Origin of the sequence: Corynebacterium sp. HMSC27B11, assembly GCF_001815985.1 — a bacterium.
Classification (GTDB): Bacteria; Actinomycetota; Actinomycetes; order Mycobacteriales; family Mycobacteriaceae; genus Corynebacterium.
This window is the reverse complement of sequence record NZ_KV823583.1, coordinates 25,177-46,475: the sequence shown is the minus strand read 5'-3', so window position 1 is coordinate 46,475 and position 21,299 is coordinate 25,177. Positions and strand designations below refer to the sequence as shown.

General features: G+C 65.2%; 12 protein-coding genes and 2 pseudogenes. 2 read left to right on the top strand and 12 right to left on the bottom strand.

Annotated elements, in window-relative coordinates:
- Positions 1-53: 53 nt before the first annotated feature.
- The 3 genes and pseudogenes from betT to HMPREF3097_RS09195 all read right to left on the bottom strand — a co-directional run.
- A complete protein-coding gene (gene betT, locus HMPREF3097_RS09205) occupies positions 54-2,240 on the bottom strand; it encodes a choline BCCT transporter BetT (protein WP_070761996.1) in 2,187 nt (728 codons plus the stop codon).
- A 115-nt stretch (positions 2,241-2,355) separates the two neighbouring features.
- Positions 2,356-3,927: an aldehyde dehydrogenase family protein gene (locus HMPREF3097_RS09200; RefSeq protein WP_070761994.1), complete on the bottom strand. Its 1,572-nt coding sequence runs from the start codon at positions 3,925-3,927 to the stop codon at positions 2,356-2,358.
- A gap of 39 nt (positions 3,928-3,966) precedes the next feature.
- Positions 3,967-5,358, bottom strand: a pseudogene (locus HMPREF3097_RS09195) (BCCT family transporter); the annotation flags it as partial.
- Here HMPREF3097_RS09195 and HMPREF3097_RS09190 point away from each other — a divergent pair.
- Positions 5,338-6,849 (top strand): annotated as a pseudogene (locus tag HMPREF3097_RS09190) (choline dehydrogenase); the annotation flags it as partial. The pseudogenes HMPREF3097_RS09195 and HMPREF3097_RS09190 sit on opposite strands and share 21 nt — an antisense overlap.
- Positions 6,850-6,906: 57 nt before the next feature.
- Here HMPREF3097_RS09190 and trmD read toward each other — a convergent pair.
- The 5 genes from trmD to HMPREF3097_RS09165 form a co-directional block, all read right to left on the bottom strand.
- Complete coding sequence (gene trmD / locus HMPREF3097_RS09185) at positions 6,907-7,788, bottom strand: tRNA (guanosine(37)-N1)-methyltransferase TrmD (protein WP_070761993.1); 882 nt, start codon at positions 7,786-7,788, stop codon at positions 6,907-6,909.
- Complete coding sequence (gene rimM, locus HMPREF3097_RS09180) at positions 7,785-8,369, bottom strand: ribosome maturation factor RimM (protein ID WP_015381525.1); 585 nt, start codon at positions 8,367-8,369, stop codon at positions 7,785-7,787. The genes trmD and rimM overlap by 4 nt, the downstream gene beginning before the upstream one ends.
- Before the next feature lie 8 nt (positions 8,370-8,377).
- On the bottom strand, positions 8,378-9,721 hold the full coding sequence (gene gdhA / locus HMPREF3097_RS09175; protein WP_070758845.1) for an NADP-specific glutamate dehydrogenase: 1,344 nt from the start codon (positions 9,719-9,721) through the stop codon (positions 8,378-8,380).
- Between the two features lie 349 nt (positions 9,722-10,070).
- Entirely contained in the window at positions 10,071-10,580 is a 510-nt protein-coding gene (gene rpsP / locus HMPREF3097_RS09170; protein ID WP_070761991.1) for a 30S ribosomal protein S16, read from the bottom strand.
- Positions 10,581-10,820: 240 nt separating this feature from the next.
- Entirely contained in the window at positions 10,821-11,957 is a 1,137-nt protein-coding gene (locus HMPREF3097_RS09165) for a YkvI family membrane protein (protein WP_070758843.1), read from the bottom strand.
- 31 nt (positions 11,958-11,988) lie between these two features.
- On the opposite strand from HMPREF3097_RS09165, the gene HMPREF3097_RS09160 reads away from it, so the two are divergent.
- Positions 11,989-13,581, top strand: a complete 1,593-nt coding sequence (locus tag HMPREF3097_RS09160) for a protein adenylyltransferase SelO (RefSeq protein ID WP_070761989.1) — start codon at positions 11,989-11,991, stop codon at positions 13,579-13,581.
- A gap of 78 nt (positions 13,582-13,659) precedes the next feature.
- Here the strand turns inward: HMPREF3097_RS09160 and ffh are convergent, their stop codons facing one another.
- The 4 genes from ffh to HMPREF3097_RS09140 form a co-directional block, all read right to left on the bottom strand.
- Positions 13,660-15,246 (bottom strand): signal recognition particle protein, encoded by a 1,587-nt coding sequence (ffh, locus tag HMPREF3097_RS09155; protein ID WP_070761987.1) that lies wholly within the window; start codon positions 15,244-15,246, stop codon positions 13,660-13,662.
- A 144-nt stretch (positions 15,247-15,390) separates the two neighbouring features.
- The gene (locus HMPREF3097_RS09150) at positions 15,391-15,864 is read right to left on the bottom strand and encodes a hypothetical protein (RefSeq protein ID WP_371260110.1); all 474 of its coding nucleotides are present in this window, start codon (positions 15,862-15,864) and stop codon (positions 15,391-15,393) included.
- A 190-nt stretch (positions 15,865-16,054) separates the two neighbouring features.
- The gene (gene ftsY, locus HMPREF3097_RS09145; protein WP_070761984.1) at positions 16,055-17,737 is read right to left on the bottom strand and encodes a signal recognition particle-docking protein FtsY; all 1,683 of its coding nucleotides are present in this window, start codon (positions 17,735-17,737) and stop codon (positions 16,055-16,057) included.
- Positions 17,738-17,742: 5 nt separating this feature from the next.
- Positions 17,743-21,297 (bottom strand): hypothetical protein, encoded by a 3,555-nt coding sequence (locus HMPREF3097_RS09140; RefSeq protein ID WP_246821357.1) that lies wholly within the window; start codon positions 21,295-21,297, stop codon positions 17,743-17,745.
- Positions 21,298-21,299 lie beyond the last annotated feature (2 nt).

Genomic DNA, 21,299 nt, shown 5'->3' with positions numbered 1-21,299 from the left:
CCGGTTTGCACCAGGTTCACCCGGAGCGAGCCTGTGCTGGCGCAAGACGCTTATTAGTTGGCGTGGTTCTCGCCGAAGTCCTCCTGCCACTCCGGGATCTCGGTGTTGTAGGCCGAGAGGTCGGTCTCGCCCGGCTGGTTCCGCTGCATGTGCAGGTACTCCATGTGTCGTTCAAACAGGTCCAGCACGTTCGCGATGAGTTGCTCGCGGGTGTAGCCGAAGACGTCGTAGCCCAGGGAGCCGTTGATGCCGAAGACCTCGACGCGGTAGTAATTCGCGCCGTGGCTGCCTCGGCGGGCGAACTTCGGCAGGCGCTCCTCGATTGGGTAGAGCTGGTAGCGGAAGTCCGGATCGCCCTTGAAGGTGACGAACAGGTCGAGCTGGTTGATACCGGTGTGCTCGTCAGCCACCGTGGTCAACGTTGCCTCGTGGCCATTGTTCATCAGCTCCTCGGTGACGTCCTTCAGAGCCGGCTTGGCGACCTCCATGATGAAGGACTGCGACTGTTCGGCGGTCGGCCACGTGCCGGCGCGCTCCACGCGGGTGCGCCAATCACCATGCTGGCTATCCGTGCGCCCGGAGATCGCCCCGTGCAGGGCGACTGCACGGGAGTCCATCTGTAGGACCTCTTGTCTGACTGAGAGCACCAGGCCGGCCATGATGAGGAAGACCACGATCATGAACGGCAGTCCCATGATCAATGTCGCCATCTGCAGGGTGCCGATGCCGTCGACCTGCAGCATCGCGACCGTCAGCACAGCGACGGCAACAGCCCACAGCACGCGTAGCCAGACCGCGCCATCGGCTGCCGGGTCGGTGGTGCGGGAGGAGAACTTCGCCATCACCAGCGCACCGGAGTCCGCGGAGGTGACGAAGAACAGCAGGCCGACGATCATCGCCAGCACCAGCGCCAGCGTCGGCCACGGCAGGCCTTCCAGCACCATGTAGAAACCGCGTTCCGGTGAGTTAACGGTCTGCTCCAGCAGGTCGTGGTCGCCGTTGTTAACGACGCGGTCGAGGGCCATGTTGCCCAAGAAGGATGCCCACAGCGCCAGGAACAGGAACGGAACCAGCAGGGTGCCGACGATGAACTGACGGAAGGTGCGGCCACGGGAAATGCGGGCCAGGAACAGTCCGACGAACGGCGCCCAGGCCACCCACCAGGCCCAGAAGAACAGGGTCCAGTTGGCCATCCACTCTTGGGTGGAGGCCGGGGTGGTCGTGTAGGAGAAGGTCTCGAAGGTCCAGCGTGGCAGGGTGGTCAGGTAGTCACCCATATTCTTCACGAGGGAGTCGAAGAGCCAGCCGGTGCGGCCACCAGCGACGACGATGACGAGCAGCGCGACGGCGAGGTAGACGTTCCACTCCGAGAGGCGCTTAATGCCCTTATCCACGCCCGACACGGCGGAAAGGGTGGCCGCAGCGACAGCCAGCACCACCAGCGCGATCTGCATGGCCTTGCCCTCTGGCAGGTCGAAGACGAGGTTCAGGCCGAAGTTCAGCTGCACCACGCCGATACCCAGCGAGGCGGCGACGCCGAAGACGGTGCCCAGCAGGGCGGCGATATCGACCGCATCGCCGATGGGTCCGTGGATTCGCTTACCGATCAGCGGATACAGGGCGCTACGAATCGCCAGCGGCATATTGAGGCGGTAGGCGTAGTAGCCGAAGGCCAGGCCCATCAGGGCGTAGAGCCCCCAGCCGGAGATGCCGTAGTGGAACAGAGTCCACAGCACGGCCTCCTTCATCGCCTCCTCGGTCTCGCCCGGACCAACCGGCGGATTAGCGTACTGCGCCAGCGGCTCGGCGACGGAGTAGAACAGGATTCCAATGCCAATACCCGCAGCGAAGAGCATCGCGGACCAAGAGAAGAGGGAGTATTGGGGGCGGGAGTGATCGGGTCCCAGCCGAATATTGCCGGCCTTGGAGGCGGCCAGCCAGATCATGAAGATCAGAGTGATCGCCACGACGGCGACGTATAGCCAGCCGAAGTTTCCGGTCAGCCAGCTGGCCGTGCCGCCGACGATCTTGTCGAAGCTCTCGGCCCCGGCGGCCGCCCAAATAGCGACGGCGACCGTGACCACGAGCGTCGTGATAATGACGGGCCAGTTGGCCTCGTCACCCTTTTTCATTTTTGCTTCGGCGGGTGCGGGCTTGCCAAGCAAAGTTCGGATGCGGGAGGCACCCTTTTCCTTGGCTGGAGCCTCGCTCCCCGCCGCTGTGCGTGCAGAATCTGCCATTCCTGACTCCTTGGAGAAAACCTTTGGTCAGCCGCAAATGTGCGCTATACCACTCCTCCACCCTAGTGGAGTCTCAGGTTTCCCGCAGGAGCCTTTGAGGTTCTGGGCAGAGACTTTAGCCCTGGAACCAGCCGGTCACCGCAGGCGCGATGTTGTGGTAGACGTGCTTCTGCTCCTGGTATTCAGCCAGGCCGGTCGGTCCCAGCTCCCGGCCGTTGCCCGACTGCTTCATGCCGCCCCATTCTGCCTGCGGCAGGTACGGGTGGAAGTCGTTGATCCAGATCGTGCCGTGACGCAGGCGCGCAGTGACTCGCTCCGCCTTACCGGCGTCGCTGGTCCACACGGCGCCGGCGAGGCCGTACTCCGTGTCATTAGCGATCGCCACAGCCTCATCCTCGGTGCGGAAGGTCTCCACCGTGACGACCGGACCGAAAGCCTCGTCGTACACGCAGTCCATCTTCCGAGTGGCGCCGTCGATGACGGTCGGCAGGTAGAAGTAGCCCTTCGACAGGTCGGTGTTACCGGTGCCGTGCGGACCGTGGTTATCCGCCTCATCGGCGATCTTGCCGCCGGTGCGGATATCCGCGCCCTGCTCGCGGGCGCGATCGACGTAGGCTGCCACCTTGTCGCGGTGCTCAGCAGAGATGAGGGCGCCGGTCTCAGCGGCCTCGTCGAGCGGCCCGCCCAGTTTGATGGCCTCAGTACGGCGCACGAGCTCGTCGACGAACTTCTCGTGGATGGATTCCTCGACGATGATGCGGGCGCCTGCGGAGCAGACCTGCCCGGAGTGGACGAAGCCACCGTTGAGGGCGTTGTCCACCGCGGCGTCGAAGTCTGCGTCGGCGAAGATGACGTTCGGATTCTTGCCGCCCAGCTCGAGGGCGACGCGCTTGACGGTCTCCGCCGCCTGCTTGGCGACGAGCTTTCCGGTCACCAGGCCACCGGTGAACGAGACCATGTCCACGTCCGGGTGGGTGGACAATGGGTTGCCGGCGGTAGCGCCAGCGCCGGTGATGAGGTTGGCCACGCCAGCCGGCACGCCGGCCTCGGTCAGCACGGTCATCAGCATCATCGCGGTGTGCGGGGTGAGCTCCGCCTGCTTGAGGACGAAGGTGTTGCCCGCCGCGAGCGCTGGGGCGACCTTCCAGGCCACCTGCAGCAGCGGGTAGTTCCACGGGGTGATCAGGCCACATACACCGACGGGTTCGGCGTCGATGCGGGAGCGGACGTTCGGATCCCCAGCGTCGACGACGCGTCCGGCGGCGTGGCCGGCGAGGGTGCCGAAGTAGTCGAAGGAGTCAGCGATGTCGTCCATATCGGCCTCGGCCTCGGGGAGGCGCTTACCGGTGTCGGCGGCCTCGGCGCGGGCGAACTCGCTCTTATTCTCGCGGATCAAGTCGGCGACCTTGACCAGGATCTTGCCGCGCTCCACGGCGGGGACAGCACGCCACTCACCGTTGTCGAAGGTGCGGCGGGCGACCTCAATCGCGCGGATCGTGTCCTTCTCGCTCGCCTCGGAGACGATACCGACCTCCGAGCCGTCTGCCGGGTTGATGATGGTGCGGGTCTCGCCGTCGGCGGCGGGCTGCCACTGGCCATCGATAAACAGCGACGCCACCGCGTCGTTGTTGTGGACGCCCTTCAGCAGGGGCGAGGCGGCTGGGTCGAAGAGCTTCTCAGTGCTCATTCTGTTTTCCTTTCTTGGATCACGTGGGTGGTGATCGGCTTATTTCTCGTCCGTGTCTACCGCAAGGCCCGGGTCGTCAGTCCATGCTCGCACGGGCTCAGCGCCGTCGGAGTGGTCAGAGGTACCCGGCAGGTTGCGCTGGATGTGGATGAATTCCAGGTGACGCTCGTACAGATCCATGATGTTGTCCTTGATCTGTTCCTGCGTATAGCCGTAGACGTCGAAGCCCATGGAGCCCATGAGGTCGAAGACTTCCAGGCGGTAGTAGACGCTGCCGTCGCTGGTGGAGCGGGTGAACGTCGGGACCGGAAGCTCGACTGGGTAGATCTGGTAGCGGAAGCTCTGCTCTTCGTCGAAGGTGACGGTGAGATCCAGCTGCTTGACGTCGATACCCGGCACCTTCGCGGAGACGAGGGTGGCGTTGAGACCACGGCTGTTGAATTGCTCGGCGACGTCCTGCAGAGCAGGGCGGGCCGTCTCGGACATGAACTTCTGAGCATCCTTCGCCCCAGGCCAGGTCGACGCGCGGGAGAGGCGACGGAGCCAGGCGCCCTTCTCCTTCTCGCCAGAGCTACGGCCGGACATGGCGGCGTGAATGGACACGCTCCGGGCCTCGTTGTGGATCGTCTCCAGCTTCAGGGAGCGGATCAGGCCCAGCATGATGAAGTACATCACGATCGCGAAAGGCAGACCCATGACGACCGTGGCGTTTTGGACGGTCTCCACGCCATTGATCTGCAGGAGAACGATCGTCAGAACACCGACCAGGACAGCCCAGAAGATACGGGACCACACGGGACCGTCCTGGCGGGAGTCGGTCACCTTGGAGGTGAAGTTGGACATCACCAGTGCGCCGGAGTCCGCCGAGGTGATGTACAGCAGCAGACCAACCATCGTGGAAAGGCCGACCAGGAAGGTCGCTCCCGGGGAGGATGCCAGCAGGTCGTAGAAGCCGCGCTGTGGTTCGGCAACCGCGGCCTCACCAAAGGCGGAATCGCCACCGATGACACGGCTGAGTGCGGTGTTTCCGAAGAAGCTCATCCAGCCCAGGATGAACAGGAACGGCACGGTCAGGACGCCGAACACGAACTGGCGCAGGGTGCGGCCGCGGGAAATGCGGGCCAGGAACAGGCCGACGAACGGCGCCCAGGCCACCCACCAGGCCCAGAAGAACAGGGTCCAGGCCCCCAGCCATTCCTTGGTCTCTTCAGGGGTCTCGCTGAAGGCATAGGTGTCCATGGACATGCTCGGCAGTTGCGTGACGTAGTCGCCGATGTTCATGATGAGTGCGTCGAAGAGGAAGGCAGTCTGCCCGGAGACCACGATGTAGACAGCCAGCGTGATGGCGAGGATGACGTTGAACTCGGAGAGGCGCTTGATGCCTTTATCCACGCCGGAGACAGCCGACAGGGTCGCCACGCCCGCGGCAAGGTGCTGGGCGGTTCCGGCTCCGTCAACGGCATGATCTACCAGCGCGGTAACCCGATGGACTACGAGAAGTGGGGCAAACTGCCGGGCATGGAGAACTGGGATTACGCCCACGTCCTCCCCTACTTCAACAAGCTGGAGACCGCACTGGCGGCCGACCCGAACGACCCACGCCGTGGCCACGACGGCCCGCTGAAGCTGACCCGTGGTCCGGCTACCAGCCCACTGTTCCAGGCCTTCTTCCGCTCCGTGCAGGAGGCAGGCTACAACCTGACCAACGACGTCAACGGCTACCGCCAGGAGGGCTTCGCCCCCTTCGACCGCACCATCTTCCACGGCAAGCGCCACTCTGCAGCGCGCGCATACCTGCACCCGATCATGAACCGGAAGAACCTGGACATCCGCACCCGGGCGTTCACGACCAAGGTTCTCTTCGAGGATGCGCCGGCCGACGGCTCCGCACCGAAGGCCATCGGCGCAGAGTACACCTGGAAGGGCAAGACCCGTCGCGTGTACGCGGACAAGGTGATCCTGTGCGGCGGCGCGTTCAACACCCCGCAGCTGCTGCAGCTCTCCGGAATCGGCGATAAGGAGCACCTGAGCTCCCTGGGCATCGACGTGCGCAAGCACCTGCCGGGCGTGGGCCAGAACCTGCAGGACCACCTGGAGGTTTATGTCCAGTACAACTGCACCCAGCCGGTCAGCTCCCAGCCGTACTACAAGATGTGGATGCGCCCGATCATCGGCCTGCAGTGGCTGCTGACCCGCCGTGGCCCGGTTGCTAGCTCCCACTTCGAGGCCGGCGGCTTCGCTCGCTCCAATGAGAACGAGGACTACCCGAACCTCATGTTCCACTTCCTCCCAATGGCCATCCGCTACGACGGTAGCCAGCCGGAGGGTGAGCACGGCTTCCAGTTCCACGTCGGCCCGATGTACTCCGATACCTCCGGCCACGTGAAGATCAAGAGCACCGACCCGCACGAGAAGCCGGAGATCCTCTTCAACTACCTGAAGACCGAGCAGGATCGCCGCGAGTGGGTCGAGGCCATCAAGGTGTCCCGCGAGCTGCTGGACACCGATGCCATGCGCGAGTTCACCGACGGCGAGATCTCCCCGGGTGCCGCCGTGCAGACCGACGAAGAGATCCTGGAGTGGGTGCGCAACGACGCCGAAACCGCGCTGCACCCATCCTGCACCGCCAAGATGGGCTCCGCGGACGATGAGATGGCCGTCGTGGACCCGGAGAGCATGCAGGTCCACGGCGTGGAGGGCCTGTACGTCGTCGACGCATCGGCCATGCCGATCGTCACCAACGGCAACATCTACTCCCCGGTCCTGATGCTGGCCGAGAAGGCCGCAGACCTGATCCGCGGCCGCAAGCCAGAGGCACCGATCAACGTGCCGTTCTACCAGGCGAAGAAGGACATGCCGCTCTACGCTGAGGGTGAGCAGGTCCGCGATCACACCAAGGCCATCGACGGCGCGGACTGGTAAATACCACCACCGGGCGCGGCCAAGCGCCCGCCCGGTGCCCGCGCGGTTAACAGCCGCTTAGGCTTCGCGGTGAGCGTCGAGCACTTGCTCGTCCGCCGCGCTCAGCCCACCCGCCGCTCGGAGCTTCTCAATGAGCTCCGGGCGGCGTTGTTGTGTCCGCAGCAAGGCCTGCTCGCGGCGCCAGCGGTCAACGAGACCGTGATTGCCGCTGAAGAGCACCTCCGGGACATCCACCCCCCGCCACTGCCGTGGCTTGGTATAGGCGGGGCCTTCGAGCAGCCCGTCCTGGAAACTGTCCTCCTCGTGGCTGGCCTGGTTACCCAGCACACCGGGAATCAACCGAACAACGGCCTCTGCCATGACGAGGACGGCGACCTCCCCGCCGATGAGCACATAGTCGCCGATGCTGACCTCCTCGACGCGGTAGTTGCGGGCAGCGTCGTCAACGACTCGCTGGTCGATGCCCTCGTAGCGGCCGCAAGCAAAGACGAGGTGCTCCTCCTTGGACCACCGGGCCGCCATCTCCTGCGTGAAGGGTGCGCCCGCGGGCGTGGGGACGACGACCACGGGGCCGCGGGGTGCGGTGTTACCGTCTCCGTCGCCGTCGTCCTTCGCTTCTCCCCCACCCGCCGGAGCAGGATCGTCGAGGGGTGCCAGCTTCTTGTGGGCCAGGGAGGTCTCGAGGTCGCGTGCGGTGGCTGCGGGTCCGGTGCCCGCGATGACGTCATCGAGGGCGGGCCCCCATACGCTGGGCTTCATCACCATGCCAGGACCACCGCCATAGGGGGTGTCGTCGACGGACTTGTGGCGATCGGTAGCCCACTGCCGCAGGTCGTGCACACCAACCTCGAGACGGCCGGATTCGATGGCCTTACCCAGCAGCGCGTGGCGCAGCGGGTCGAGGTACTCGGGGAAGATCGTGACAACGTCGAGTCTCATGCCAGCTCCAGCAGCCCTTCCGGTGGGGTGACGACGAGGGCCTCGTTGTCGAGGTCCACGATGGGCACAATCGCCAGCTTGAACGGGATAAGGATCGTGGAGCCCGCGGTGGGCAGGTCCACATCTGCGTCCACGGCGACCTCGAGGGTCGCTCCGGCCGGGCCGTGGCTGACCCCGGTGACCTCGCCAATGTCCACGGGCTCGGGCTGCTCCCCCTCGTAGGCACGGCGATTGGCGGTATCGGCATCCACGGCCCCGACGTTGAGCACCCGCAGGCCGATGAGCTCGTGGTCGTAGTAGCCGTCGTCAGAATCATCCTGCAGGGGCGCGGCCATGAAGCGTGCCCCGCGCAGGGACTCGGCCTCGTCGCGGTCCCGGACCTCCTCGAAAGTGACGAGAAGGCGGTTCTGGTGACGGCGTAGACCGGCGACCGTGAGCTGGCGTTCTTTACCCGTTTGAACGGCGCGAAGCGCCTCGCCGATGGCGAAGCGCTCCGTCACGTGGTCGGTCGACGGATCCACCACGACCTCCCCCTTCACCCCGTGGGGCTTGATGACTCGACCAATCTGCAAATCTGGCATGCAGGCTATTAAATCACTCCCTGCGCCAGCATTGCATCTGCCACCTTGCGGAAGCCCGCGATGTTGGCGCCGATGATGTAATCGCCCTCGGCATCGAACTCGGCAGCTGCGCGCTGGGCGGTGCGGAAGATGCGGTGCATGATGTCGCGGAGGCGCTTGTCCGTGTACTCGAAGGACCAGGAGTCGCGGGAGGCGTTCTGCTGCATCTCCAGGGCGGAGGTCGCCACACCACCGGCGTTGGCGGCCTTGCCCGGGCCGAAGTGGATGCCGCGCTTGCGGAAGACGCTGATGGCTTCCGGGGTGCTCGGCATGTTCGCGCCCTCTGCCACGAAGCGGCAGCCGTTATCGGCCAGGATGACCGCGGAGTCGCCATCGAGCTCGTTCTGGGTGGCGCATGGAAGGGCGACGTCAGCCTCGACCTCCCAGATGTTGCCCTTCTCGTGGAAGGTCACGCCGTCGATGCGCTTGGCGTAGTCGGACACGCGGCCGCGCTCGACCTCCTTGATCTGGTGCAGCAGCTCGAGATCCACGCCCTCCGGGGTGGAGACGTAGCCGGAGGAGTCGGAGAACGCCACGACGGTGGCGCCGAGTTCCTGAGCCTTCTCCATCGCGTAGATCGCGACGTTGCCGGAGCCGGAGACGATGACGCGGGCGCCGTTGAGGCGTTCCTTCTCGGCCATCATCATTTCCTGGACGAAGTACACGGCACCGTAGCCGGTGGCCTCCTTGCGGACCAGGGAGCCGCCCCAGTTCAGGCCCTTGCCCGTCAACACGCCGGACTCGTGGCGGTTATTCATGCGGCGGAACTGGCCGAAGAGGTAGCCGATTTCGCGGCCACCGACGCCGATGTCGCCGGCCGGGACGTCCGTGTCCTTACCGATGTGGCGGTGCAGCTCGGTCATAAAGGACTGGCAGAAGCGCATGATCTCGTGATCGGAGCGGCCCTTCGGGTCGAAGTCGGAACCGCCCTTACCGCCGCCGATCGGCAGACCGGTCAGGGAGTTCTTGAAGATCTGCTCGAAACCGAGGAACTTGATGATGCCCAGGTTCACCGAAGGGTGGAAACGCAGACCGCCCTTGTAAGGGCCCAGCACCGAGTTGAACTGCACGCGGAAGCCGCGGTTGACCTGCACCTTGCCGTTGTCGTCGATCCAGGGCACGCGGAAGATGATCTGGCGCTCTGGCTCGCACATGCGCTCGATGAGCCCATCCTGCGCGTAGTGCTCGTCCTTGTGCAGAACGTACTTCAGCGACTGCAGAACTTCTGCGACGGCCTGATGGAACTCCGGTTCGCCTGCATTTCGCTTCAGGATCTGTTCGTAGTACTGATTGACGGTCTTATCAACGTCCACCGGTTTCTCCTCTACGGATGCTAAATCTCACGTGATGTACATCATATTCCACTGCGTGGTCAGCCCGAACACTGGGTCGGAGCTAAACAACGCTGGTCACGATGCACCCGATCCCACAAGAACTTGTTGAACAATAATTATTTAATTGCCCAAGGTTTTGTGAGATCTTGATTACACCACTCGGGGCGCCTTTTTCGTCAATCGGAACGCGGAACCACCCCGCTGGGGGCACCCCTCCCCTCGGGTGCCCCCGCCAGCCAACGATCAGATAAAGAACAACGGAGAGCCACCACGCTTGTGCGCAGCGACTCCCCGTTATGAGGAAATCACACCCCAAAGGGGGCATTGATTACTCGGCGGAAGCCTCCTCGGACTCCTCTGCAGCCTCAGCCTCTGCCTTCTCAGCTGCCTCAGCCTCCGCCTTCTCGGCGGCCTCTGCCTCAGCAGCAGCCTTAGCCTCGGCCTCTTCCTTCGCCTTGCGACGCTTCTCGGTGATGGCCTCAGCGGTCGGGCCCTCGGCAGCCTCAGCCAGTGCCTCGTTGAAGATGTCCAGCTTGGACTTCTTCTCCGGCTGCGGCTTCACGGTGTTCTCGCCACCCTCGAGGCCCTTGGCCTTCTGCCAGTCACCGGTCAGCTTCAGCAGTGCCAGTGCGGTGTCGGTCGGCTGAGCGCCAACGCCGATCCAGTACTGAGCACGCTCGGAGTTGATGTCGATGACGGAAGGCTGGTTTGCCGGCTGGTAGATACCCAGGTTCTCGATGACGGCACCGCCGCGGCGGGCACGAGCGTCCTGGACGACCACGCGGTACTGCGGGGTGCGGATCTTACCAACGCGCTGAAGCTTGATCTTGACAGCCATGATGTGGCTCCTTTTCTGGTCACTGGGCAGTTCTTGTCGCTTCCCCTTGATGGGAAACCGGTTCAACCCTTGATGTTTATCCTGCGGGTGACTACCGGCCGACCGTGGTCGGGATCGGTATACCGCAGGGCGTTCGCATGGCATGGCCACAGCACAACCGCCGTAGCCACAACCCGAACCATATTAGCCATCTGCGCCAGGAAACCCAAACCCGGCAGTGCTATCGCTTAAGTTTCAGCGCTACTGCGCATCACCGGCGGGTTCCCCTTCCCGGCCGGCCCGCCACAGGTCCACCAGGCGCAGGCGGCGGTCAGCTTCCTGAGCGATCTGCTTATAGCGCCGAACCCAGGCGAATGTCATCACCGCGATGAGCAGCAGACCCATGTACCCCAACACCGGGTAGATCCAGCCGATCAGATTCTTGAAGCCCGCAAAGGAGAGCACGAAGCCCACCACCACTGTTCCCACGTAATAGCGATAGAAATACTCCGGTCGGGAGGCGCTCATGCGGCGGGCCAGCGCGTAAAACATTCCGAGCGCGGTATTGAAAATCATCGCGTAAATGACGACCGCCATGATGTGCCCCAGAGCCGGGTGAATATGCACGATAAGGCTCAGCATCGGCAGGTCGTCGTGCCCCACCTCGCGGACCGCGAGGAACAGCGTGATGGTACTGATCGCCATCATCAGAGAAAGGATCACGCCGCCCAAGAACCCGCCTCGTCCCGCGAGCCTGGGGTTGAACATCTGCCCGCCGATGACGACCGCCATGGACACCGCGACCATCAGGTTGAAGCCCACGTAGTTCACCGCGGCGATAGACCAGTGCGGCAGCGGCGAGCCGATAGCCAGCGCCTCAGCGTCCAGCTCCGCGAGCGGCGGGTGGTCGACGAAGAAGATCACGTACAGGCTGGCCAGGCCGATGAAACCGAAGATGAAGGGAGTTGCAGCTCCGATCATCGTGGTCACCCGGTCGACGTCCAACCGACCTGCGCCGAGGATCAGCAGCACCATGAGGACCCCGCCGATCCAGGTCTCCAGACCCCACTGCTGGTTCAGGTTGGAGCCGGCACCAGCGAACATGATGAAGCCGGTGGCGAACAGGGTCAGGCTCACTCCGATATCGAGCACTCGCGCGAGCACCGGGTGGGAGACGCGGTCGAAGACCTCGCCGTGCTCCTTGGCCTGGAAGTAGGAGGCCAGCTGCAGGATGATCAGCGCCATCGAGCAGACCACCAGGGCGGATAGGCCCACGCCCCACAGGCCGTCGAGGCCGAAGCCCACGAAGTACTGCATGACCTCCTGGCCAGAGGCGAACCCAGCGCCCACGATCACACCGACGAAGGCGAAGGCGATCTTTAACGTTTCACGAATCACCCGGTCATCATAAGCCGATACCGTGGGCACTATGTGTTTCCGAAACTCCAGCGAGGCCGCGGCACCCAGTGGCCATCACCCCCATGACGGCGCCACGGGTTCGCCGACGCTCGAATACAACTTCGCCCACCAGCTTCCGGAGCTCACCGCGCCTTATGAGCCTGCCACCCCACTACCTGGGGCACGGATCCTCGTGCTGAACGAACCCCTGGCAGCCGAGCTGGGCCTGAATGCTGACTGGCTCGGCTCCCCCGCTGGCGTGCAGTTTCTGCTCGGTCGCGGAACTGATTCCGAGGCTCGCCCAGTCGCCCAGTTCTACACCGGCCACCAATTCGGCAGCTTCAACCCGCAGATGGGCGACGGGCGCGCCGTCCTGCTGGGTGAGCGTCGCACCCCCGACACCAAAAAACTGCTGGACCTTCACGTCAAGGGTGCGGGCACCACCGCGTACTCGCGTCTCGGCTCGGACGGCAAGGCGCCACTGACGGCAGCGTTGCGCGAGTTCCTGCTCAGTGAGTTTATGCATGCCGCGGGTGTCCCTACCGCCCGCAGCCTGGCGGTGCTCAGCACCGGCGAGGCGGTGCGTCGACACCGCACCGAGCCAGCAGCGGCCATCGTCCGGGTCGCCACCAGCCACCTACGGGTTGGGACCTTTCAGGCAGCGCGCATGCGGGACCCGGAGAACGCCTCGGGTCTACTGAGGCGGGTGGCAGACATGGCAATCCAACGCCACTTCCCTGAACTCGCCGAGCTTTCGGCCCCGGAGCGCTACCTGGAGCTGTACCGGCATGTCGCGGCAGCGCAGGCCCGGCTGATCGCGCAGTGGATGCGGCTCGGATTCGTCCACGGGGTGATGAACACGGATAACACCGCCATCGGTGGCTTCACGCTGGACTACGGCCCCGCGGCCTTCCTGGATCGCTTCGACCCGCAGGCCGTGTTCAGCTCGATCGACGCCCACGGCCGCTATGCCTTCGGCAATCAGCCAGCGATCGGTGGCTGGAACCTGGCGCGCCTGGCCGAGGCGATGCTGCCGCTATTGTCCCCAGCGCCGGGCATGGACTCGGCCGAAGCGAATCGCAGCGCGGTGGCCGCGGCGCAAGACGTGCTGGATGAGTATTCGGCGATCTACCGGCACGCGCTCGATGCGGAATTCGCCGACGCACTCGGCCTCGACGCGCAGCAGCCTTCCCACCAACACGTGCTGAGCGAGTTCCAGGTGTTGGCCGAGGAGCATCAGCTCGATGTAGCGCAGGTCCTGCGCCAGCTCACCGACACCGATGCCAACCCGGCAGGGCTCGGTAGCCAAGCGTGGCACGACACGTGGTCAGCCAACGGCGCGCTGGGCGATAACCGCGCTGCACTGCACGATCTCTCGCACTGGCGTGAGCAGTGGTCGGGTGCACAACCCGATAGAGAGCTCATGGCCCGCACCAACCCGGTGTATTACCCCCGCAACGCCCACGTCGAGGAGGCCCTGGCAGCGGCCCTCGGCGGCGACTACGCCCCCTTCGATCAGCTGTGGGACGCTCTGCGCGCCCCCTTCACCCGCCGCGTGGGCCTGGAGCGCTGGGAGAAGCCCACCCCCTCCCCAACGGGCTTCCGCACCGTGTGCGGCACCTAGCCGCCAGCCGCTAGCCGCCAGCAGGAAACACTAGCGGCACTCCCCAGCCGCGACGTGCTGACGCGGAGCGGGTGGAGGTTATTTCTTGCCTCCGCCGAACATCTTCTCCACATCGATGCCCTCCATGCCCGGGGGCAGCTGGTCCTGCAGCGCCTTGAGTTCCTTCATCGACGGCATTCCGCCACCAATGCCTGGCATCCCCGGCATCCCCGGCATGCCCTGACGGTTCATGCGCTGCGGGGAACGACGGTTCTTGTTACGGCCCTTCTTCCCCTTGCCCTTGCGGTGGTTCTTCTGCTTCTTCGTCGCAGAACGCCCACCGGGCATGCCGAACTGACCGGCCATGCGGCCCATCATCTTCTTCGCCTCGAAGAAGCGCTCGACCAGCTGGTTGACCTCGGAGACCTGGACGCCGGAACCGGCAGCAATGCGCTTGCGGCGGGAGGCGTTCAGGATCTTCGGGTCGTTGCGCTCCGCCGGGGTCATACCTCGGATGATGGCCTGAATGCGGTCCAGCTGCTTCTCGTCGACCATGTCCGCGAGCTGGGACATCTGGGAGCCGCCAGGCAGCATCTTCAGGATATTGCCGAGCGGACCCATCTTGCGGATCATCATCATCTGCTCGAGGAAGTCCTCCAGCGTCAGCTCACCCGATGCCATGCGCTCGGCAGAGCTCATGGCCTTCTCCTGGTCCACGACCTGCTCGGCCTGCTCGATCAGGGTGAGGACGTCACCCATGCCCAGGATGCGGGAGGCCATGCGGTCCGGGTGGAAGACATCGAAATCCTCGAGCTTCTCACCCGTGGAGGCGAACAGAATCGGCTTACCGGTGACCTCACGAATGGACAGTGCGGCACCACCGCGGGCGTCGCCGTCCAGCTTGGTCAAGACCACACCGGTGAAGTCAACGCCGTCGCGGAAGGCCTCGGCGGTCGTCACGGCGTCCTGACCGGTCATGGCGTCGATGACGAAGAGCACCTCGTCGGGCTCAACGGCGTCGCGGATGTTACGCGCCTGCGTCATCAGCGTCTCGTCGATACCGAGGCGGCCTGCGGTATCGATGATGACGATGTCGTGCTGGGTGCGGTAGGCCTCCTCGATACCCTTCTCGGCGACCTCGACCGGGTCGCCCGTGGAGGTGCCCATCTCGTGGTCGTGAGATTCCAGGCTGGTGCCCGGGTCCGGGGCGAAGGTGGTCACACCAGCGCGCTCACCGACGATCTGCAGCTGCTGCACCGCGCCCGGGCGCTGGAGGTCACAGGCCACCAGCATCGGGGTGTGGCCCTGCTTAGACAGGTAGCGGGCGAGCTTACCGGCCAGGGTGGTCTTACCCGCACCCTGCAGACCGGCGAGCATGATGACGGTCGGCGGGTGCTTGGCCAGGGTCAGGCGGCGCGTCTCGCCACCGAGGATCTCCTTGAGCTCCTCGTCGACGATCTTGATGACCTGCTGGGCCGGGTTCAGCGCCTCGGAGACGATGACGCCGTTGGCGCGCTCCTTGATGCGCTTGATGAAGGCGCGCACGACGGGCAGGGAGACGTCCGCCTCGAGCAGCGCGAGACGGATTTCGCGTGCGGTGGTGTTGATGTCCTGCTCAGTGAGGCGGCCCTTGCCACGCAGCCCCTTGAGGGCACCTGATAGCCGGTCTGAAAGTGACTCAAACACGTTCTCGTGTCTCCCTTAATACGATCGCTGAAAACGTCTCAACGCCCGGCCGGGGCGAACAACGTTAAGTAGTTATCCCTGCCACCTTAGCGCGGCGGGGGCGTTGTCCGGCAACGACCGGGCGTGTGAGAGTCAGTTGCGGGGCTACTCCCGCTGAGCGACCGCCGCATCGACGAGCGCGTGATAGGCCCGTTCGCGGTGGTGCGTCACATCGATGCCCGTGTTCTCCTCCTCGGCGCTAATTCGCCAGCCGAGGGTGTACTTCAGCGAGATGCTAAAAGAAGCCAGCACGAGGCCAGCCACCCCGGCGTTGATGTGGATGACCGTGCCGCCTGCGAAGTCGATGGGGGCAATATTCGCGACAGTCTCGGCGCCTTCCACATGGGCCCCGAAGAGCCACGCGGACATGCTGTTGGCTCCCTCGCCGAGGATTCCACCACCCCAGACCATGTGAGCCATCGGCGCATACACCAGGACGACCCATACTGCAGTGAAGATCAGCCAGGTGTGGATCTTCACCCTGTTGGCCAGTGAGCCGGAGATGATCGCGGTGGCGATCATGGCAAAAGTCATCTGAAACAGGACGTTGACGGCGTTCGGCATGCCGTCGGCATCGATGAGAGGATTCCCGGAGGCGTCGAAGATACTGTGCGCGAGACCGAAGAACTCGGTCGGGTGAGTGTGATTACAGAAAATAAATTTATCACTATCCGGCCACGCAAAAACAGAGAAAAATACAAAAAAGCGGCGGAACCCATGACTAGGTTCCGCCGCTCAAACCCCAAAAACTGCGGCTGAAAAACTCTTTTTATCCCAGGAGCGCGTCCACGAAGCTCTCCACCTCAAATGGTGCGAGGTCGTCCGCTCCCTCGCCGAGGCCGACGAGCTTGACCGGCACGCCGAGCTCTTCCTGTACCTGGAAGACGATGCCGCCCTTGGCGGTACCGTCCAGCTTGGTCAGCACCACGCCGGTGATGTCCACGACGTCGCGGAATACGCGGGCCTGCATCAGGCCGTTCTGCCCCACCGTGGCGTCCAGAACGAGCAGCACCTCGTCCACGCGGGCGCGCTTTTCCACGACACGCTTGACCTTGCCGAGCTGGTCCATCAGCCCGACGGAGGTGTGCAGTCGGCCTGCGGTGTCCACGAGGACGACGTCCGCCTGCTCATCCATACCCTGGCTCACCGAGTCGAAGGCCACGGACGCCGGATCCGCGCCCTCCTTGCCGCGGACGGTGCGAGCACCAACCCGGTTGCCCCAGGTCTCCAGCTGGTCGGCAGCGGCCGCACGGAAGGTGTCTGCGGCACCCAGCACGACGTGCTTACCCATGCCGACGAGCACGCGGGAGAGCTTGCCGGTGGTGGTGGTCTTGCCGGTGCCGTTGACACCAACAACCATGATCACGCCTGGCTTGCCCTCATAAGGCATCGCCTTGATGGAGCGATCCAACTCCGGCTTGCCGGCCTCGATGAGCACCTCGCGCAGCATCGCGCGCGCCTGCTCCTCGCTCTCCACGCCCTGGGAGGCGATGCGCTCGCGCAGGGAGTCCACGACCTTCATCGTGGTGTCGGCACCGAGGTCCGCCATGAGCAGCGTGTCCTCGATTTCCTCCCAGGCATCCTCATCCAGGTCGCCTGCACTGAGAATGCCGAGCACGCCGCGACCGATGACGTTCTGGGACTTCGCCATGCGGCCACGCAGCTTGCCCAGGCGCCCCTCCACTGGCGCGATCTCCTGGGTGCGGGCGGCCTCCTGCTTCTCTGCCGGGGTGGCGGCGTGCTCAACCGCGTCTACGGGCTCATCCTCAGCCGTTGTCGCAGCGGCGGTCTCGTCGGCTTGCCCGACCTCCTTCTCCGCGGCAGGCGCCTCCGGGGTCTCGGCTGGCGCAGCCGGGACGTCAGCCGGTGCGGTGGTCTCCTGTTTCGGGGCAGGCTCGGCCGTGACTGGCTTCTCGCTTCCAGCCTGCTCGCCCTGCGGCTCGTCGGCTGCCTTCTCCGCGACCGGCTCCTCCTGCTCAGCGGCAGGGGCTACCGGAGCAGCGGGCGCTGCTGGCGGAACCGGCTTCTCTTCCTCCGGTACAGCGGGCGCGGATTCTTCCGCCTCGACCTTTTCCGCTTCAGCCTTCTCAGCCGCGGGCTGCTCTGGCTCAGTCTTCGCCGGTGCCGGCTTCTCAGAAGCCTCCGCAGGAGCCTCGCCCCGCGGCTGGGTCTCCTTCTCCTTCTCGAAGGGAGCCGGGACGCTCACCCCGCCGATATCCATCGTCGGGCGGCCTGCATCCTCCGAGGTCGGCGCCGGGGATTCCCCGCCAGAGGTGAAGTTAAATCCACCCTTGGCCTGGTAGTCCCCCGAGGACGGTTTCTTCTCGATCTCCGGACTCTTCTCGAAGGAGATCTGCTTGGACTTGTTGCGGCGCAGGCCCGCCACGACGATGATCGCCACGATGGCGGCCAGCACCACCAGGCCAATGAGTACCCAGATGAAAACGTTCATAATCCCTAGTCTTTCAGATTTGGCCCGAACACACCGAGAACCATCGCATCGGCGAGGACCACATCGCCGGTCACGAGGTCTGGAACCAGCTGGGCCATCTTCGCCCAGCCCTCATAGGCCTGCGGCAGCTTGCCCAGGGTCGGCAGGTGGCCGTGCGCGTGCATGCGCGTGGCCAGCGCGAAGACCATGGAGATCACCGGCGCCAGTGCCCAGCGGTTCTGCGGATCATCGGTATCCACCCCGTCGAGGCGTTCGAAGCGCACCCGCGCGGACAGGTACAGCTGTCGGTTCGCGGACTTGATCCGGCGCAACACCGCCACCGCCGTGGTCATCAACGTCGGGTCCCCGAGCAGCTCGGAGAGCGCCACACGGTGGGTGAAGGTATCGAACACGGCGATGAGTCGGCTGTTCTCGTCCGAAATCGCACCCGGGACCAGACCGGCGTCGCCGAAGAACATGGCGAGCACTGCCTTCTGCTGATCCTCGTTCATGTGCGCGATCTGGACGGTGGTAGCGTCGATGCAGGAGTTCTCCAGGGATCGGTCGTGCCCCATCTCCAGGGTCTTGACGGCCCCCTCACCGGCGGTGGCTGCCAGCTGCTTCTTCAGCGCCTTGATGCTCGGCAGCTGCTCGGCATCATCCTCATCCAGTCGAGCGATCGCGCCCAGGATATCCAAGGCGTGGATCCATGGGGTGCCGATCTCGTCCCGTTTCTGCTCCGCGGGGCTCATCAGCTCCTCCTGGGTGACGTCAAAGGAGGAATGCACCAGGCCGGAGGCGATGAACTGCGCCGGGCGATCCGCGGTGGCGACCAGAGATCGCCCCATCGCGTGCACCGACGCGCGCGCATCGTGGGTCAGCGCCTCGCGCACCCGCTGAGAGAGCGCAGGCGGCACCTGGGCGCGCTTCTGCAGCCAACCGGCCTGCACGTCCCACAGGGTCGGCAGAATCTCCGGGTCAGACGGGGCCTGCTCGGCCTGACCGACAAGGAAAGCAGACAGGTGCGACCACGGGGTGTCCTCCCCTCGCCCGAAGTAGCCCTCGGCCTCGACGGTCTGCGCGCGCTCGCCCGGGCCGGAGGGGGGACGGAGGAAGGAGAAACGATCCGGGGCGAACAGCTGAACGGCGAGCGGACCGGCGTCCTGCAGTTCGGCGGGAAGCTCGACAGGCTCACCCGTGGCACCGATGGTGACGGTACGGGCGGGCTGCCACGGTGCCGTGACGGGCCAGACCCACGCGCTCCAGCAGCCGAGGTCGGGGGCGTCAGCATCCGCGCCCGTGTCGAAGACGAGCGAACCGTCGGCGTAGGACACATTCCAGGTCGGTGCCGGGACGATGTTTGCCAGCCGGACGGAGACGCGGCGGCGGGCCACCGAGTCGATGAACTCCAGCTCGAAGCTGCCCTGCGACAGCACGGCGAGGGAAGACGCTGCGGCGGCGAGCTCCGCGGACCAAGTGATGTTGTCCTCCGTCTCCAGCTTCAGCGTGCGCACCGGGGCGCCGTGGCGGTCGCGGATGACAAGGCTAGGCCGCTCGAGCGGCTGGTACAGGGGGCTGCCGGGGCGGACGCGGAACTTGGTGTCCTGGTCCAGCCAGGAGGAGCTGGTGCGCACGGCTTCCGTGCGCCACATCGGCTCCTCGCCACGCAGCGTGAGCTGGTAGCGCAGCCGTGGTGGGTGCACCACAACCGGTAGCGCGTCGCCGGCATCGGTTTCCACGACCGTGGTGACGTACTTCTGATCGGGGCCGACGGTGGCTTTCACCCGGCGGGAGAAGGGCTTATCACCGGCGAGCAGCTTCACCGTGGTCGGGCTCAGTCCCCCGGCCTGCGGCAACCGGGTCAGCGCGGAGGGACCATCGATTTCGACGTCGGTGCTGAGCCCCTCGACCAGTCCGTACTCGTGCCGGAAGGACTCGTTACGCGGTCCACGCAGGCGCACCAGGTACTCGCCGGCCCATGGGCTGTCATAGGCCTCCGGGTCAAAGACCTCGAAGGACCCGCCCTCCGGCGGAACCTCAAGGGGTTCCTCATCGGCGACCGTGTCGCCGTACTCGCCCGGGCCCGCGTAGGCACCGATCGTCAAGAACCAAGTCTCGACCGCTCCCGACTGGGTCGGCGGGAACTCCACAAGAAGTGACTCCGAATGGATTGGCCGACCGGACTGGGTGCGCAGACCCGGGACGGGTTCGCCGAGCTCAACGAACCGCACGCGCTGCCGCGGGTCGACGGCGCGCACGCTCCCGATCGACGGGCGGCGCTCCCCTGGGCGTTCGAGGTGTAGCGAGAGAGCTTCGGAGAGATCGAGCAGGCGGATAGTCCAGCCTTCCCAGGCCTTGACCTCGTGCTCCTCAAGTACCGGGATCTCCTGATCACGCACCGGGTCCACCGCGCGGGCGTCGGAGGGGCAGACCACCCACACCGCAGCGTGGTGCAGGGTGGCCATCTCCGTCAGGTCGCCGCCGCGCTCGGTGAAGATCAGGCTGGGATTATCCGTGCTGACCATGGAAACCTGCCACTGCTCTCGGGAGGCAACGTTGCGCACCCAAATCTCACGCAGGGGCCGGCGCACCGGAATGTCGAAAATCTCGCTGGTCTTCGCGCCCGGGCGGTCCGCCTTGCTGGTGATGAATGCGGACGGGCTGCCGTCGAAGTCCAGGCGCCAACGCACCTCATCGGGGTTGGTGAAGTGGCTATCTGCCAGCTCTTGCTCCGGCAGGCGCAACAGCACCCGGCGGCGCAGCACATCGAGGCGCAGGCGCGGTCGATCCTCCGCGTGGGCCACGCCCACCGTGTAGCGGCGATCCACGGTGCCGATGGGGCGCTCCCGCAGCTCCGCCGCGATCTCCTCGGCGACCAGCGGGAAGACGGAGTTCTTCTGCAGCGCGCGGTGCCACTGCCCTTCCACGGCCCCCTGGTGCACCACCCGGACGACCGGCTCAATCAGCTTTTGGGCCAGTTCCGGGGAGGTCGCGCACAGCGGCCCCAGCTGCAGGCGCTGTGTGGCCAGCTCTGCGACGACCGCTGCCGCCTCCTCGCTGAGGTCCTCGGTAGCCTCTCCCGACATGCGACGAGTGTCGATAAGCTCGATGAGCTCCGGCGTCCAGTCGCTGGCGATGCCCACGTGCCCGAAGAGCCGCCCCATCTCACCGTCCGGACCGCCGGCGAGGTCATCCATCGGGTCCAACCCAGCCGCCTGCAGAATCTCCGCGAAATGGCCTTCGATGAGCGCCACCCGGTCCTCGGTGGCCTCCAGGCCGAGCCCGGCCCAGAACTCGGCGGCCACCTGGGGAACCTCGTTGAGCTTCGCGGCGCGCGAGATCAGCACCGCGGCGGTCAGCGCCGGGCAGGTCTGCAACAGCGCGGCATCGTCCGCGCCGGCAGCGATCTGGCGGCCTAGGAAGGTGCCATAGAAGCGGGTGAGTCGCTCGAGTTCATCACCATTGATGTCCAACTCCACAAAAAGCTGGACGTCCTTGAGCTTCGTCGCGAGTTCCGCCTCGGCGCTGGAGGCCCAGGCGAGGAGCGTGTCATTCAGGTCTGCAATCGGGCTGGTAGTCACGT

Bases quoted from the DNA above. Each gene is read 5' to 3' on its own strand.
- trmD (WP_070761993.1), bottom strand. From the start codon at position 7,788: ATGAGACTCGACGTTGTCACGATCTTCCCCGAGTACCTCGACCCGCTG.
- rpsP (WP_070761991.1), bottom strand. From the start codon at position 10,580: ATGGCTGTCAAGATCAAGCTTCAGCGCGTTGGTAAGATCCGCACCCCG.
- HMPREF3097_RS09160 (WP_070761989.1), top strand. From the start codon at position 11,989: ATGTGTTTCCGAAACTCCAGCGAGGCCGCGGCACCCAGTGGCCATCAC.
- rimM (WP_015381525.1), bottom strand. From the start codon at position 8,369: ATGCCAGATTTGCAGATTGGTCGAGTCATCAAGCCCCACGGGGTGAAG.
- betT (WP_070761996.1), bottom strand. From the start codon at position 2,240: ATGGCAGATTCTGCACGCACAGCGGCGGGGAGCGAGGCTCCAGCCAAG.
- ftsY (WP_070761984.1), bottom strand. From the start codon at position 17,737: ATGAACGTTTTCATCTGGGTACTCATTGGCCTGGTGGTGCTGGCCGCC.
- HMPREF3097_RS09200 (WP_070761994.1), bottom strand. From the start codon at position 3,927: ATGAGCACTGAGAAGCTCTTCGACCCAGCCGCCTCGCCCCTGCTGAAG.